Raw genomic sequence first — 15,901 nt, forward strand, 5'->3', positions numbered from 1 at the left:
GAAGCCACCTTTTATGTTTGAACCATGCGGTTCAAACAAGCATCCGGTATTAGCCCCGGTTTCCCGGAGTTATCCCAGTCTTACAGGCAGGTTACCCACGTGTTACTCACCCGTCCGCCGCTAACATCAGGGAGCAAGCTCCCATCTGTCCGCTCGACTTGCATGTATTAGGCACGCCGCCAGCGTTCGTCCTGAGCCAGGATCAAACTCTCCGATAAAATGGATCACAGGTTAAGTCCACCGCATCCTGCGGTGACACCTGCGTGACCTGCGTTGTGCAGGCCTAGTTTGACTGACTACGCACATCGCTGTGCGATTTATAAAAAAATGAATTAACAGGTACGTTTTGTCTTGTTTAGTTTTCAAAGATCATTTTGTTCACTTCATTTAAGCGACTTTATTATTATATCTCATTATCTCAGTGAAGTCAATAACTTTTTTCAAAGTTTTTTTCGTTATCGCCTTGTTTAGCGGCAACGAATAATAATATACCACCTTGTAAATAATAGTGCAATAGTTTTTTTGAAGAAATACTTAAGAATTTAAAAAGAGCGGCATCCCTTAAATAGAGATGCCGCTCTTCTTTATTAACGCTGTCTCATTTGCGGGAATAACAGCACATCGCGAATAGAAGGTGCATTGGTCAGCAGCATAACCAGACGGTCAATACCGATGCCTAAACCTCCTGTTGGCGGCATACCGTATTCCAGAGCTTCAACAAAGTCTTCATCCATTAAATGAGCTTCATCGTTACCGGCTTCACGTTCTTTTAATTGCGCTTCAAAGCGCTCTCTTTGATCAATAGGATCGTTCAGCTCAGTAAACGCGTTTGCATGTTCACGGCCAACGATAAACAGCTCAAAACGGTCTGTGAAACGCGGATCCTCAGGATTTTTCTTAGCAAGAGGAGAGATTTCTACAGGGTGTCCGTAGATAAACGTTGGCTGAATAAGCGTTTCTTCAATTTTTTGTTCGAAGAACTCGTTAATGATATGGCCTACTGTCATAGAATCTTTAATCTCTACGCCATGTTCTTTTGCATATTCACGCGCTTGTTCAACAGAAACCTCTTCCCAGAAATCAACGCCAGTCGCTTCTTTGACCGCATCAACCATGTGGATTCTTTTCCATTCCGGTTTAAGGTCGATTTGTTCTTCCCCGTATTGGATCGTAGTTGTTCCAAGCACTTCTTGGGCGATATGAGCAACGAGGTTTTCAGTTAAGCTCATGATATCTTTATAGTCCGCGTATGCTTCATATAACTCAATCATCGTGAATTCAGGGTTATGACGTGTAGAGACACCTTCATTACGGAAAACACGGCCGATTTCATATACTTTTTCTAATCCGCCGACAATCAAACGTTTTAGGTGCAATTCGATTGCGATGCGCATATAGAGCGGAATATCTAACGCATTGTGATGGGTGATAAACGGACGTGCAGAAGCGCCCCCAGGAATGCTGTGCATTGTTGGTGTTTCTACTTCTAAGTATCCGTGATCATCAAGGTATCTTCTCATAGCTTGAATGATCTTGCTTCGTGCGATGAACGTATGTTTGCTGTCTGGATTTACGATAAGGTCCAAGTAGCGCTGACGATAGCGCTGCTCAACATCTTTCAAACCATGGTATTTGTCAGGAAGCGGACGAAGCGCTTTTGTCAGCAATTCAAAAGAAGTTGCTTTAACAGACAATTCGCCTACATTTGTTTTGAAGACTTTTCCGGTCACGCCGATAAGATCACCGAGGTCAGAAGACTTGAAGACTTCGTATTGCTCGTCACCAACACTGTCTTTTCTTACGTAGATTTGGATTTGGCCTTCTAAGTCCTGAAGATGCGCAAAGCCGGCTTTTCCTTTGCCGCGTTTTGTCATCATACGGCCTGCGATTGTAACTTCAATCGCTTTTTCTTCCAACTCTTCTTTGGTTAGATCTTGATATGCCGAAATAACTTCCTGAGACTGATGAGTTCTCTCAAAACGTTCACCGAACGGATCAATGCCGTTATCTCTCAGCTGATTCATTTTATCGCGTCTGACTTGCAGCTGGTCGTTCAATTCTTCATGGTTTTGCTCTTCTTGACTCATTGTTATCACTCCATTACAGATATTGTTTCATGAAAGAAGCAGAAAAACTGCCAGCACAAAACTGGCAGTGAGCAGCAAATAGAGGTGAGTATTATCCTACTTTTGCGTCTTGAAGCTCTTTTGCCTCAACTTCAACAGTAAATGCATCTAAAAGCTGTACAAGCTCTTCTCTTGTCTCGCAATGATTGATTTCATTACGAACCTTTGCATTGCCTTTTACACCTTTTAGATACCAAGCAGCGTGTTTTCTCATTTCTCTTACCGCTACGTTTTCACCTTTTAAGTTAATCAGGCGGTCAAGGTGTAGTTTGCATACCGCCATTTTTTCGCGTACTTGCGGCTCTTCTTTTAATTCACCTGTTTCAAGGTATTGAACCGTACGGTAAATCATCCACGGATTGCCCAGTGCGGCGCGTCCAATCATGACACCGTCTACTCCTGTTTCCTCAAGCATACGCTTAGCATCTTGCGGCGTTTTGACATCTCCGTTTCCGATAACCGGAATCGATACTGATTGTTTTACTTCTTTGATGATGTCCCAGTTTGCCGTTCCTTCGTACATCTGCACCCTTGTCCGGCCGTGAAGCGCAACTGCTTTTCCGCCCGCACGTTCTACAGCTTGTGCGTTTTTTATTGCGTAAATGTGGTCTTCATCCCAGCCCATTCTCATTTTCACTGTAACTGGTTTATCAACCGCATCCACTACTGCAGAAACCATTTCGTAAATCTTATCAGGATCGAGAAGCCATTTCGCTCCCGCATCACATTTTGTAATTTTTGGTACAGGACATCCCATATTAATATCAATAATATCAGCAGTTGTGTTTTGGTCTACAAACTTTGCCGCTTCCACAAGGTTTTCCTTTTTTCCTCCGAAAATTTGAAGGCTGAGCGGTTTTTCACGTTCATCAATGTAAAGCATACCCATGGTTCTTGCATTGTTGTAAAGGATCGCTTTGTCACTGACCATTTCAGCGCATACCAATCCAGCACCGAATTCCTTTACAGTCAATCTGAATGCCGAGTTGCAGACACCAGCCATCGGGGCAAGCACAACACGGTTTTTCAATTCAATATCACCGATTTTAAACATTTTTAACCTCCCTTCATTTGTTATCTTTTTCTGGCGGCGCTAATTCGTCCGCGCTTATATTTAAAACACCTGCTGCACCTTGAATGATGGCAGCTGACGGCAATCGGTTTCCGCGTTCAATTTCGCCGAGAATAGAAACTGATATACCTAACGCTTTTGCAAATTCTTCTTGAGTATAACCTTTCAGCTTTCTGAATGCACGAATTCGTCTACCCCAGATTTCTGCTTCCATACTCTTACACCTTCTTGGTCTGTTTCCGCGCTTGTTGCCTCTTTTTCAACCTGCGGGCAAATTTCCACAAGCGGAGCAAGGACAAACATACGCTCATACATTCTCGGGTGCGGAACAATTAGTCGCTCTGTTTCAATATTTTCACGATTAAACAGCAAAATGTCAAGGTCTGCCGTCCGCGGTCCCCATCTCACTTCCCTTGTTCTGCCTAACTCATTTTCTATATGCTGCGTCAGTTCAAGAAGTTCAAAAGGGTTCAGCGACGTCTTGATTTCAACAGCCATATTCAAAAATTCATCTTGTTCTTCGTATCCGACCGGGTCAGTTTCGTAAATAGAGGATACTTTAGTCACTGTCACCGCATCATGCTGGTGAAGCAATGCCACCGCTTGCCTTAAATACGTTTCTCTATCTCCAATATTAGACCCAAGCGCAATATAAGCTATGTTGTTCATGATTTTTTTCTCGTGATTTCAACCGCTACTGATTTATAGTGTCCGGGAATTGGCGGATCGGGTTTAATGACTTTCACAGTACATTGCTGCACCGGCTGAAATTTCTCAAGAACAGTTTCAGCAATACGTTCCGCCAGCGTTTCCACCAATTTGACAGGCTCCCCTTCTACGATATCTTTACATACGTGATAGAGCTCAGCATAGTTGATCGTTTGTTCAAGGTCGTCTGTTTGTCCTGCTTTGCTTAAATCCAGCTCAGCGGTTAAATCAACTTTAAACCGCTGACCAAGCTTATTTTCTTCTTTGAACACACCGTGATATCCATAAAACTCCATGCCTTCTACATAGACCTTATCCATGGTGCTCCCCTCCCTTATTCAGCATCGCGTCCATCATTTTCGCCATTCTGGCAATTTGTTTTACGTCATGGACCCTGACAATGTCACAGCCTTTTTGAATGCCGAGACACACAGTCGCACCTGTGCCCTCAGTCCGCTCCTCAGGCGGAAGATCCAGAACACGTCCGATGAATCTTTTTCGGGAGGTTGCCAAAAGCACCGGATACCCCAGTCCGCTGAAAATTTCGAGTTTGTTCATCACTGCCAAATTATCGTGATAGGTTTTCGCGAAACCGATTCCCGGATCAAGAATGATGTTCTTCTCCTCCACACCGGCCTCAACAGCGATTTTCACACTCTCCAATAAGTCCGATAGCATATCCGGTAATAAGTCATTGTAATTTCTCTCTGGTCGGTTATGCATGAGAACAATTGGAGCATTGTGTTCAGCTGCAACAGAAGCCATCTTCGGATCATGTTTCGCTCCCCAAATATCATTGATGATGGATGCGCCGGCTTTAACAGCTTCATCTGCGACAGAAGCCTTGTACGTATCTACAGAAATCGGCACGCCCAGTTCTTTTGTGATCCGCTCAATCACAGGAATCACTCTGGACATCTCCTCATCCTCTGACACATACTCGGCGCCGGGCCTTGTGGATTCTCCTCCGATATCAATGATATGGGCACCGTCCTCGATCATCTCTTTCGCGTGCATCAACGCCTTGTCCAAGCTGTCATATTTTCCGCCGTCCGAGAAAGAGTCAGGCGTTACGTTTAAAATACCCATTACCAGTGTCTTCTCTTTATATGATAAAGCGCTGGGCTTAGTGTGGATTACTTGTGTTTGGTCTATCGTTTGCCGCGCCATTCTCTTCCTCCCTTTTCATGAATCATGTTCTTTATTTCTTTTTTGTAAAGCGTTTGAAGAGCAGAGGCAGCTTCTCCGTTTTGGCCCGCATAGTTTACTTCTTCTATTTTAGTAAACGGGATGATTTCCAGAATCGAGTTTGTCATCCACGCTTCGTCAGCTGTCAAAAGAGCTTCCAGCTCGTATCGGCCCGTTTTAAGCTCCAGTCCTATTTTCTTTGCATTTTCAATGACAAAACGTCTCGTGACGCCGTCCAGAATACCTGTGTCAATTGACGGAGTGTAGATGCAGCTCCCTTTTCTCCAGAAAACATTCGATATGATGCCCTCCGCGACAGCTCCATCCTCCGTTAAGAAAATCCCTTCGATACGCGGATCATTTCCGATTTCCCTTTTCGCATACATATTATTTAAATAATGATGAGATTTTAACCGGAACGGCCCTTCTGGTGTGTTTCTGCGTATCGATAAAACCTTGCCTTCTTTTTGGAATGGAAGGCTTTCTGGTTTCAGCTGGTTCACAATGCATAAAACGGTTGGGTTATCGTAAGTCTGGGCAACAAAGCCTTTATCGCTGATTCCGGCTGATATGTTCAATCTGACGCGGGCATTGCCATCCCTGATATCATTCAGCCAAAGCAGCTTGTCCAGCATCTCAAGAATCTCATGCTTTGAAACAGTATATTCGATTTGCAGATCCTGAAGCGCACGCTCAAGCCTTTCTATATGCCAATCAAACAAAAATGGGCAGCCTTCGTAGAGCCTGAAGGTTTCGAAAACACCGATCCCATATAAAAATCCATGGTCAAAAGGAGAAAGAACTGCATCTTTCTCCTCTATATACCGGCCGTTAACATATATCATCACGCAATAACTTCCTTGCGGTATGTCTCAATGAAATTTCTGAGCATTTCTTTCCCAAAGGAGGTCATAATAGACTCCGGATGAAATTGCACACCCTCTATCGGGAGATCATTGTGGCGAATCGCCATGATTTCTCCTTCTTTCGTTCGGGCTGTTACTGTAAAACAGCTTGGCAGCGTCTCAGGTTTTACGATCAGCGAGTGATAACGAGTCGCGACAAGGGGGTTTTTCAAACCTCCAAAGATTGTCTTGCCGTCATGCTCGATATCCGAGGTTTTTCCGTGCATAAGCCGCTCTGCCCTCACCACGTCACCGCCAAACACTTGTGCGATGGACTGATGTCCGAGGCATACACCGAAAATGGGAATTTCCCCTGCAAAATGCTTAATTGCTTCAAGGCTGATTCCTGCCTCATCGGGGCTGCACGGTCCGGGTGAAATCATCAGAAAATCCGGAGACAGTTCGTCAATTTCTTCGATCGTGATGTCGTCATTGCGTTTCACAATCAGTTCTTCCCCAAGCTCGCCCAAATACTGCACCAAGTTGTACGTAAATGAATCGTAGTTATCAATCATTAAAATCATTTCTCCGCTCACCTCATCTGATTTTTGTCTCTGCTTTGCTCAGCTCTAACGCCTTTTGCATCGCAAAAGCTTTTTTGAATGATTCTCTGTATTCGTGCTTTGGAACAGAATCAATCACAACTCCTGCGCCGGACTGCATGAATGCCTGCCCTCCGGTTGCATAAATGGTTCGAATGACGATATTAAACTGCAGATCGTTGTTATATCCAAACCATCCTATAGATCCAGTATAAAGCCCGCGGCGTGTCGGCTCAAGCTCTTCTATAATTTCCATCGTTCTTACTTTGGGAGCACCTGTAATGGTTCCCCCGGGAAATACAGCATGAATAATATCCACAGCATCATATCCATCCTGCAGTTCACCTTGGACGTTAGACACAATGTGCATTACATGCGAGTATTTTTCAATGGCCATGAATTCATTTACGCGCACGGAGCCGTACCGTGATACTCTCCCCAAGTCATTTCGCTCAAGATCAACCAGCATGACATGTTCAGCGCGTTCTTTTTCATTGTGGATCAATTCGTTTACGAGCGCCTTGTCTTCTTCATCGGTTTCCCCTCTGGAACGAGTGCCTGCAATCGGTCTCGTCTCTAATAATTTGCCCTTTTTGCTGACAAGCAGTTCAGGTGATCCGCAAATGATTTGAAAATCAGGTGTTTCTAAATATGACATATAAGGAGAAGGATTTACTTCTCTCAGGGCTTTGTAAATTTGATATGGGTGGGCCGACATTGACTGTGACTGCCTAATTGATAGATTGACTTGAAACACATCTCCGCTGGCAATGTATTGTTTAATTTTCTCTACAGCTTGCGAGAATCCATCCTCGGTAAATGGCGCCGCGAAGGAACCGTCTGTTTCATGCTTCATCTCTCGCGAAGGGACAGCAGGAAGCTCAGCCAGCCACATTCGCTCCAGCTCAGATAACTTTACGTCCGCAGATTCGTGATCAGAACCATTAACATGAGTAATCAGCCACAGAGACTCTTCTTGATGGTCATAAACTGCTATATCATCAAAAACAAGAAAATAAATATCTGGCGTTTCCAAGTCATCTAGTGAGAGCATTTTAAAGTTTTCAATGTAACGTGCGTAATCATAGCTGAGAAACCCGATTGCCCCGCCTTGAAAATCTGGAAGCTCGTGATTTGTTTCTGTTTCCAGCGTTTTAAACCAGCTATGGAAGGCGCGTAATGGATCGCCTTCTTTAAACAGAATTTCATCTCCATGCTTAATCGTGGTAATCCCGTCTTTTCCTTTTACTGTCGCAATTGGATCAAGACCGGCTATACTGTATCTGCCGCCTCTTGCACTTTCAAGCAGCACATGCTGTTTTTTGGATCGCGCAAGTTTCTCAAATTGTTGTAAGAATGAATCTTTTTGAAAAGGTACTTTTTTGCCTGCCGGTCTGCGTTGTGCCATTTATATCATTCCTCTATTTTCTTTTTTGCTTGTTTTTTATTGTAAAGCAATCTTGTTAGTGAAAAAAGTGAATTTCTCTTCCAAGAATAACATTCGTCACAGACACGGCATATTTGATGCACGAATATAAAAAAAACTCCCGGCGGACCGGGAGTTTGGCTTTTTTAATCGAATTGATACAGCGGCGTGCTCAGATAACGTTCACCGTTACTTGGAATGACGGCCAATACTTTTTTGCCTTTTCCGAGTTTTTTCGCTACTTGAAGAGCAGCATAAATTGCCGCGCCTGATGAGATGCCTCCGAGAATTCCTTCTTCACGTGCAGCTCTGCGCGCATATTCGAATGCTTCTTCATTCTTCACAGGGAAGATTTCATCGTATACTTCTGTATTTAAGATGTCAGGCACAAATCCAGCTCCGATTCCCTGAATTTTATGAGGGCCTGGTTTTCCTCCTGAAAGCACGGGAGAGTCTGACGGTTCAACAGCGTAAATTTTGACGGAAGGGTATGCTTCCTTCAGAACTTCGCCAGCCCCTGTAATCGTTCCACCTGTACCGATACCGGCTACAAATGCATCAAGCTGATCATCACCAAATTGCTCAACGATTTCTTTACCCGTTGTTTGGCGGTGAATTTCTGGGTTAGAAGGATTATTGAACTGTTGCGGCACAAAGTATCCGTTCTTTTCAGCAAGCTCTTCAGCTTTCTTAATCGCGCCTTTCATGCCTTCCGCGCCAGGAGTCAGCACAAGCTCAGCACCGTATGCGCGAAGAAGGTTGCGGCGCTCCATGCTCATTGTATCAGGCATAACCAAAATGGCTTTTAATCCTTTAGCCGCAGCAACCATCGCAAGCCCGATTCCAGTATTTCCGCTTGTCGGTTCAATGATTGTGTCACCAGCTTTTAATTTCCCTTCTTTTTCAGCAGCTTCAATCATAGCTAAACCGATACGGTCTTTTACACTGCTTCCAGGGTTCATGTATTCAAGCTTTAGATATACATCTGCACTGTTTTCATCTGCAAGGCGATTTAATTTAACGATTGGCGTATTCCCGATTAATTCAGTAATGGAGTTTGCTACACGTACCATTCTCGACACCTCAATTTCCGACTATTTGTATTGGTATTATGTATATAATCTATCAATTTCAAAATTTTTTGTCAATCATTTAGTACTTTTTTCCCCATAAAACCAAGATACATCGGCTTCTTTCCAAAGCGTTTTGACTGTCGCTTTATCACCTAACTGATCCATTGCGATTTGCCGTCTGATCTGATCCTTCACTTCATCATATGAGAATGTTCTCGCCTTTAGTTTTTCTTTCAGCTGAATAACGGCATATCCATTACTGACCTTTATCGGTTCGTCAGACCATTCATCCTCTTTGAGTGTTTTTGCTTCTTCAATGTATGCTGACGGAATGTTGTCTGATGCTTCTGTGACAAAACCTAAATCTCCGCCGTATGGTGATGTGTATCTGTCTGTAGACCTTTCCGCCGCAACAGCTTCAAAGCTTGAGCCGCCTTTCAGTTCCTTCAGGACTTCTTTCGCTTCTTCTTCATCTTTTACAACAATGTGCCGAATTCGATACGAATCATCAAACTGATACAGTTCTTTATTTTTATTATAGAATGATTTCTTTTCTTTGTTTGAGATATCAATATCCTTTGTTAACAAGTCTTCAAGGAGGATATTATAACGAATTTGGTCTTTCCACTCTTTCTCTGTTGTACGTTCGTCTTCGTAAAAGGAATTGTTGACCGCTTTAATCAGCAAAAACTCCCCATCAATTTCACTTTTAGACACTTTGAGATTGTTCTTTTTGGCGAGCTGCTCAACGACTTGGACATTGATCATATCTTCAAGTGTCGATTTCCCATATTGATCTTCCATTTCTTTCAGCCATTCTTGTCTTGTCACACTTTTGCCTCCGACAGTCGCAATAGACTCATCGGATGGCGATGCACCGGCTTGGGATTTTGTCAGCGTATATGCAACGGCAATACAACAAGCCAACAGCGCCCCTAAAATAATGGTCCAGATTGTTCTTGATTTCAAACCTGCTTTCAGCCCCTTTTCTCAAATTCAAAAAACCCGCTAAAGAGCTTAGCGGGTAGTTTGGTCACGAAGCCCTTCCAGCTCTTCTTTTGTAAATAAGTACTTTTCATTACAAAAATGGCATACTGCTTCGGCTTGTCCATCTTCTTCTATCATATCTTGTATTTCTTTTTTGCCTAGTCCTAAAATGGCTGTTTCGAAACGTTCTTTTGAACAAGGACAATGGAATCTAACAGGCATCGTTTCCAAAATCTCATGCTTCTCACCTAGGACTTCTTCTAATATTTCTTCTGGTGTAAGGCCTTTTTGGATGAGCTTAGAAATCGGCTCTACTTGGGATAGACGCTGTTCAATTTTTGTGATGGTTTCATCATCGGTTCCCGGCATAAGCTGAATAATAAAGCCGCCTGCCGCAAGAATGGTGTTGTCAGGATTCACGAGCACACCGACACCCACAGATGAAGGAACCTGCTCCGACGACACAAGATAGTAGGTGAAATCATCTCCCAATTCTCCTGAAACAATTTCTACTTGTCCTGTGAAAAACTCACGCAACCCTAAATCTTTTACGACACTTAACGTTCCGCTTGTTCCAACAGCACGTCTAACATCAAGCTTGCCTTGTTCATTTAAATCAAAATGAACTTGCGGGTTAGAGACATATGCTCTGACTTCTCCTTTTGCATTGGCATCAGCCACAATTGCTCCGATTGGACCTCCGCCCTCGACTTTCACAGTCAGCTTATCATCGCCCTTCAGCATAGCCCCGAGCATAAGAGAAGCTGTCATTGTTCGGCCCAGTGCAGCGGATGCTGTCGGCCACGTGCCATGTCGTCTTTGTCCCTCGTTTACCATATCAGTTGTTCTCGCTGCATAAGCGCGCACTTTTCCGTCATACGCAAGTGCTTTTATTAAATAATCCATTACAAAACCTCCTATACACTTCCTACGCGGTTTCGTTCATAAATCAATTCCAGCCCTTTTAAGGTCAAGAATGGATCAACGATATCTATGCAATCTGATTCATTTGCAATGAGCGACGCAAGGCCTCCTGTCGCAATGACCTTTGGTTCCTGTTTTGCCTGCCATTTTATTCGCTTGACGATTCCTTCCACTTGACCGACATAGCCAAATAAAATTCCAGATTGCATCGCGCTAACAGTGTTTTTTCCGATAATATTGTCAGGCCGGGTGATTTCGATACGTGGGAGCTTTGCCGCACGCGAGTAAAGCGCCTCTGTTGAAATCGTAATCCCAGGAGCAATCGCCCCGCCCATGTATTGTTTGTTTTCATCAATATAGCAATACGTTGTAGCAGTTCCAAAATCAACAACAATTAACGGATTGCCGTATAAGTGTATTGCAGCGACAGCATTTACGATTCTGTCTGCTCCCACTTCTTTCGGATTGTCATATTTTATATTTAAACCTGTCTTCATACCCGGACCGACAATTTGCGGTTCGATATGAAAGTATTTTGTGCACATTCTTTCTAATGCAAACATGATCGGCGGCACTACTGATGAAATAATAATGCCATCTATCTGTTCAAACATGAGCCCGGAATGCTCGAATAAGGAGCGCAAAATCATCCCAAACTCATCTTCTGTTTTATGCCTGCTTGTTTCTATACGCCAGTGATATTCTAATTCTCCATTATGGTATACACCAAGTACAGTATTGGTGTTCCCCACATCAATAACCAGTAACAACCTCTATCACCACTTTTGAATAGTTTCTCTGCATTACTTTTACAAACATTCTACAATACCTTACACGATCAGCGGCTCATTTGTAAACAAATCGAAACCAGAATTGGATGATTGTAAAAGCAGCTGCTGAGGCGAGATTTATATAAAAAAACTGCCAGCGTCAGCCGGCAGTTTTTAGAAAGAAAGCGAATTACTCTTTTGTATCGTCTTTCTTTTCGTCTGTTTTTGTCAGAATGTTTACTTTCACGTCATCGGTCTTCTCATCATCAGAGAAATTGCGTTCAGGCAATGATCCATGATCGACAAGGTGTTTGATTTGTTCAGCATCGAGTGTTTCAACTTTCAGAAGCGTTTGAGCAATCAATTCAAGCTTGTCACGATTTTCAGTCAGGATTTGTTTGGCGCGCTCATAACATTCTTTGATAATGCGCTGAATTTCCTGATCAATTTCGTAAGCGATTTGATCACTATAGTTTTGTTCGTTGTTGAAATCACGGCCTAAGAATACCTGGCCGCCCTGAGACTGTCCAAATTGCAACGGACCCAGTTTTTCTGACATACCGAATTCTGTAACCATTTTTCTTGCAATATTCGTCGCACGCTGGAAGTCATTGTGCGCTCCTGTGCTGACTTCACCGAAGATAATTTCTTCAGCTACACGTCCGCCCAAGAGGCCGACAATTTTATCAAGCAGCTCCGGCTTTGTCTGGAAGTAACGGTCTTCTCTTGGAAGCATAACCGCATAACCGCCAGCCTGGCCGCGGGGAACAATCGTTACTTTATGAACCATGTCAGCCTCATCTAAAACGAGTCCGATAACGGTGTGTCCGCCTTCGTGATAAGCCACGATGTTGCGTTCTTTCTTGGAGATGACGCGGCTTTTCTTAGCAGGTCCGGCAATCACACGGTCCGTCGCTTCGTCAATATCACGCGCATCGATTTTTTTCTTGTTTTGACGAGCAGCCACAAGAGCAGCTTCATTCAAGAGATTTTCCAAGTCAGCGCCTGAGAAGCCAGGTGTTCTCATGGCAATTGACTTCAGGTTAACCGTTTCATCCAGTGGTTTGTTTCTCGCATGGACTTTCAATACAGCTTCACGGCCAATGACATCTGGGCGGTCCACTGTGATTTGACGGTCAAAACGTCCCGGACGAAGTAAAGCTGGGTCCAAGATGTCCGCACGGTTCGTCGCAGCAATGATGATGATGCCTTCATTGGCGCTGAATCCGTCCATTTCAACAAGCAATTGGTTTAGCGTCTGTTCACGTTCATCGTGTCCGCCGCCGAGACCCGCTCCACGCTGGCGTCCAACTGCGTCGATTTCATCAATGAAGATCAAACAAGGCGCATTCTTTTTCGCATTTTCAAACAAGTCACGCACACGGGAAGCACCGACACCTACAAACATTTCAACGAAATCAGATCCGCTGATGCTGAAGAAAGGTACGCCAGCTTCACCTGCACAAGCTTTGGCAAGCAATGTTTTACCGGTACCCGGAGGTCCGACTAAAAGCACGCCTTTTGGTATTCTTGCGCCAACCTCGGCAAACTTGCGGGGATCTTTCAGAAAATCAACAACTTCAACGAGTTCTTGTTTTTCCTCGTCCGCCCCTGCAACGTCTTTAAATTTGACGCGTTTCTTTTCCTCTGTATACAGCTTCGCCTTACTCTTTCCAAAGTTCATGACACGGCTGCCGCCGCCTTGAGCCTGATTGAGCAGGAAGAAAAACAGGATAAAGATAATGACAAACGGGATGATGGTCGTCAGGAACGTCACCCATCCGCTTGTTTCTTGAGCGGGCTCAACCTTTACGTCTGTCTTTTTCAAAGCATTAAATATCTGGTCTGCTCCCTTTCCTTCAGGAACATGACTCAAGAAGTATTGATCTTTGTCGTAGTTTTTCAGCTGTCCTTTTACCTCATAAACACCTCTGACAGGTTGAACCGATACGCTATCAACTTTCCCGTCATCCAGATTTTTGATAAACGTACTGTACGACATATTTTCTGTTTTCGGATTTGAGGTCTGGAAGTAGCTCACAACCCCGATTACTACTAATAAAATAAGTAAATAAAAAATGGTATTACGGAAGACCCGATTCATTCCTTACCTCCTCCCACAGTAAGCACAACTATGTTCAATAGTACCATAGAAAAACATTCCAATACAAACAATAACCACCTCGGAAGCAGGATGCCGATCAGCTTTCATAAACTGCCGGTTTTAACACTCCGATATAAGGCAGATTGCGATAGCGCTCAGCATAATCAAGTCCGTAACCCACTACAAACGCGTCGGGGACTTCAAAGCCTACAAAGTCTGCTTTAATGTCCGCTTTTCTTCCACTCGGTTTATCCAAAAGGGTAACAATCTTAATTGATTTTGCTTTACGGTATCGGAAGAGCTCTACTAGATAACTTAAGGTTAACCCACTGTCGATGATATCTTCAATAATTAAGATGTCCCGGCCCTCTACAGATGTATCCAAATCTTTGATGATTTTTACTTCTCCAGAAGAAACCGTGGAATTTCCGTAGCTTGATACATCCATGAAATCCATTTCCAAATATGTATCAATATGCTTGATAAGATCCGCCATAAAAGGAAGCGCTCCTTTTAACACACCGATTGCCAGCGGAAATGTATCTTGATACTCGCTCGTTAAGCCTGCGCCTAACTCTTTTACTTTCTCTTGTATCTCTTCCTCTGAGATCAGTACTTTCTCGATATCATGTTTCATCATGATTTTGCTTGCCCCCTACACTTTTCATGCTGTCTATATTGTAATACAATGCGGTTGCTGTTTGGAATCACAAGATCTTCAAAAATTGATTTTTTCAAGCCCGGTATCCAGATAATTTCACCGCTTGCATCTGTCACAATCGGCCAGTTGTCTCTTTCTCGGAGAGGCAATTTCTTATCAATAAATATATCCTTTACCTTTTTCGAGCCGTTCATCCCTTTTAGTTTGATCCGGTCTCCAGCTTTTCTTGTCCGAATCGTTAAGGGAAATCGCACCTTTTTTTCACTTGTAATAAAAACAGCATTCCCATGTTCTTCAGGCGATTCCGCATAACGCTTTGCCTCTATCAGAAATCCATTGGGGAGCACTGCCGTTTCATCAGCAGCTCCGCTTATTTGGTATTCAAAGGGAACATTTTTGCACTGCCATTGTTCAAATGTAAACAAACATGTCTGATATGATTTGACCACCCTCAATCCTTTCGGAAAATCCAATACTCCTGAAGGACTGCCCTTTTCCACCCAATCAAGAAATTGCTGAATGTGATGAGCTGAAAAGGATGATGGAACGTTTTCATAAAGATAGTTTAATATTAGTTGAACTCCTCTTCTTTGTAAAGGCATCGGGAGGGCAAGCAATAGAGAGGTATTGATTTCAACTGATGTATTAGACTGGCTTGTGATTACTTTATTCATTTCGTCTTTCGTTAATGACTGTAAGAAATGCTCATCTTCCGTCAGTGCCTCGCTTACTTTCTGAAATCTTTTATGCACATCCGGGGACTCCTGTTTCAAAAACGGGAGCACTGTTTTTCTAAATCTGTTTCTTGTGTAGTCATCTTTGGCGTTGCTTTCATCCGTCCGGTACCTCAAGCCGTTTTCACGGCAATATTGAAGGATCTCTTCCTTTGTAATGGTTAAGAACGGCCTGATGATCCGCCCCGTCCCAAAACGTCTGACCGGCTGCATTCCCGCAAGTCCCGCTCCAAGCGTGCCCTTAGCCAGTCTCATAAGCATCGTTTCAACCTGGTCATCACCATGATGCGCAAGCGCCAGATAGTCCGCTTGATACTTCGACATGATGTCCTCAAAAAACTGATAGCGGCAATCACGTGCTGCAGCCTGCTTATTAAGAGCTTTTTCCTGTGCATAGGCAGTTACATTGATTTGGGCTGTTTCGCACGCGAGCTGTTCAGCCTTGCAATAAGCTTGGACAAAACGCATGTCCTCCTCGGATTCAGCGCCCCTGAACCGATGGTCAACGTGGGCCGCAATCATATTCACTGAACGGCCGTATAACGTATGCAGCGCGTGAAGAAGAGCCATTGAGTCCGGACCGCCAGAAACGCCTACAATGATTGTCGCCCCTTTTAACGCAAGATTGTGTTTGTTAAAAAAATCTTTGACACTTTTCACAATGTCCTCCTCGCAATGAGC

General features: G+C 43.7%; 16 protein-coding genes and 1 rRNA gene. All 17 read right to left on the reverse strand.

Annotated features, from left to right (window positions below):
• Positions 1-218: ribosomal RNA gene (locus tag JMN17_RS20775) — 16S ribosomal RNA — on the reverse strand; the annotation flags it as partial.
• A 369-nt stretch (positions 219-587) separates the two neighbouring features.
• Positions 588-2,087, reverse strand: coding sequence for a lysine--tRNA ligase (gene lysS / locus JMN17_RS20780; RefSeq protein ID WP_087991848.1), 1,500 nt, complete (start codon positions 2,085-2,087; stop codon positions 588-590).
• Between the two features lie 91 nt (positions 2,088-2,178).
• Positions 2,179-3,180, reverse strand: a complete 1,002-nt coding sequence (gene dusB, locus JMN17_RS20785; RefSeq protein WP_087991849.1) for a tRNA dihydrouridine synthase DusB — start codon at positions 3,178-3,180, stop codon at positions 2,179-2,181.
• A 13-nt stretch (positions 3,181-3,193) separates the two neighbouring features.
• Entirely contained in the window at positions 3,194-3,412 is a 219-nt protein-coding gene (locus JMN17_RS20790) for a helix-turn-helix domain-containing protein (RefSeq protein WP_202329161.1), read from the reverse strand.
• Positions 3,364-3,867, reverse strand: a complete 504-nt coding sequence (folK, locus tag JMN17_RS20795) for a 2-amino-4-hydroxy-6-hydroxymethyldihydropteridine diphosphokinase (protein WP_202329162.1) — start codon at positions 3,865-3,867, stop codon at positions 3,364-3,366. The genes JMN17_RS20790 and folK overlap by 49 nt, the downstream gene beginning before the upstream one ends.
• Positions 3,864-4,226 carry a dihydroneopterin aldolase gene (gene folB / locus JMN17_RS20800; RefSeq protein WP_087991852.1) on the reverse strand — a complete coding sequence of 121 codons (363 nt, stop codon included), beginning with the start codon at positions 4,224-4,226 and terminating at the stop codon, positions 3,864-3,866. Before folB ends, folK begins: the two co-directional genes overlap by 4 nt.
• On the reverse strand, positions 4,219-5,076 hold the full coding sequence (gene folP / locus JMN17_RS20805; protein WP_087991853.1) for a dihydropteroate synthase: 858 nt from the start codon (positions 5,074-5,076) through the stop codon (positions 4,219-4,221). The genes folB and folP overlap by 8 nt, the downstream gene beginning before the upstream one ends.
• Positions 5,058-5,939 carry an aminodeoxychorismate lyase gene (pabC, locus tag JMN17_RS20810; RefSeq protein WP_087991854.1) on the reverse strand — a complete coding sequence of 294 codons (882 nt, stop codon included), beginning with the start codon at positions 5,937-5,939 and terminating at the stop codon, positions 5,058-5,060. Before pabC ends, folP begins: the two co-directional genes overlap by 19 nt.
• Positions 5,939-6,523: an aminodeoxychorismate/anthranilate synthase component II gene (pabA, locus tag JMN17_RS20815; RefSeq protein ID WP_087991855.1), complete on the reverse strand. Its 585-nt coding sequence runs from the start codon at positions 6,521-6,523 to the stop codon at positions 5,939-5,941. Before pabA ends, pabC begins: the two co-directional genes overlap by 1 nt.
• A 13-nt stretch (positions 6,524-6,536) precedes the next feature.
• Positions 6,537-7,949 (reverse strand): anthranilate synthase component I family protein, encoded by a 1,413-nt coding sequence (locus tag JMN17_RS20820; protein ID WP_087991856.1) that lies wholly within the window; start codon positions 7,947-7,949, stop codon positions 6,537-6,539.
• Between the two features lie 164 nt (positions 7,950-8,113).
• Positions 8,114-9,040 carry a cysteine synthase A gene (cysK, locus tag JMN17_RS20825; RefSeq protein ID WP_087991857.1) on the reverse strand — a complete coding sequence of 309 codons (927 nt, stop codon included), beginning with the start codon at positions 9,038-9,040 and terminating at the stop codon, positions 8,114-8,116.
• 75 nt (positions 9,041-9,115) lie between these two features.
• Positions 9,116-10,009 (reverse strand): peptidyl-prolyl cis-trans isomerase, encoded by an 894-nt coding sequence (locus tag JMN17_RS20830; protein WP_087991858.1) that lies wholly within the window; start codon positions 10,007-10,009, stop codon positions 9,116-9,118.
• 48 nt (positions 10,010-10,057) lie between these two features.
• Positions 10,058-10,933: a redox-regulated molecular chaperone HslO gene (gene hslO / locus JMN17_RS20835; protein ID WP_202329163.1), complete on the reverse strand. Its 876-nt coding sequence runs from the start codon at positions 10,931-10,933 to the stop codon at positions 10,058-10,060.
• Between the two features lie 11 nt (positions 10,934-10,944).
• Positions 10,945-11,721 (reverse strand): type III pantothenate kinase, encoded by a 777-nt coding sequence (locus JMN17_RS20840; protein WP_202329164.1) that lies wholly within the window; start codon positions 11,719-11,721, stop codon positions 10,945-10,947.
• 190 nt (positions 11,722-11,911) lie between these two features.
• Positions 11,912-13,825, reverse strand: a complete 1,914-nt coding sequence (ftsH, locus tag JMN17_RS20845) for an ATP-dependent zinc metalloprotease FtsH (protein WP_087991861.1) — start codon at positions 13,823-13,825, stop codon at positions 11,912-11,914.
• Positions 13,826-13,922: 97 nt separating this feature from the next.
• Positions 13,923-14,465 carry a hypoxanthine phosphoribosyltransferase gene (gene hpt / locus JMN17_RS20850; RefSeq protein ID WP_202329165.1) on the reverse strand — a complete coding sequence of 181 codons (543 nt, stop codon included), beginning with the start codon at positions 14,463-14,465 and terminating at the stop codon, positions 13,923-13,925.
• Positions 14,462-15,880, reverse strand: coding sequence for a tRNA lysidine(34) synthetase TilS (tilS, locus tag JMN17_RS20855; RefSeq protein WP_202329166.1), 1,419 nt, complete (start codon positions 15,878-15,880; stop codon positions 14,462-14,464). Before tilS ends, hpt begins: the two co-directional genes overlap by 4 nt.
• Between the last annotated feature and the right edge of the window lie 21 nt (positions 15,881-15,901).

Source organism: Bacillus sp. RHFS10, from assembly GCF_016757475.1.
GTDB lineage: Bacteria > Bacillota > Bacilli > Bacillales > Bacillaceae > Bacillus > Bacillus subtilis_G.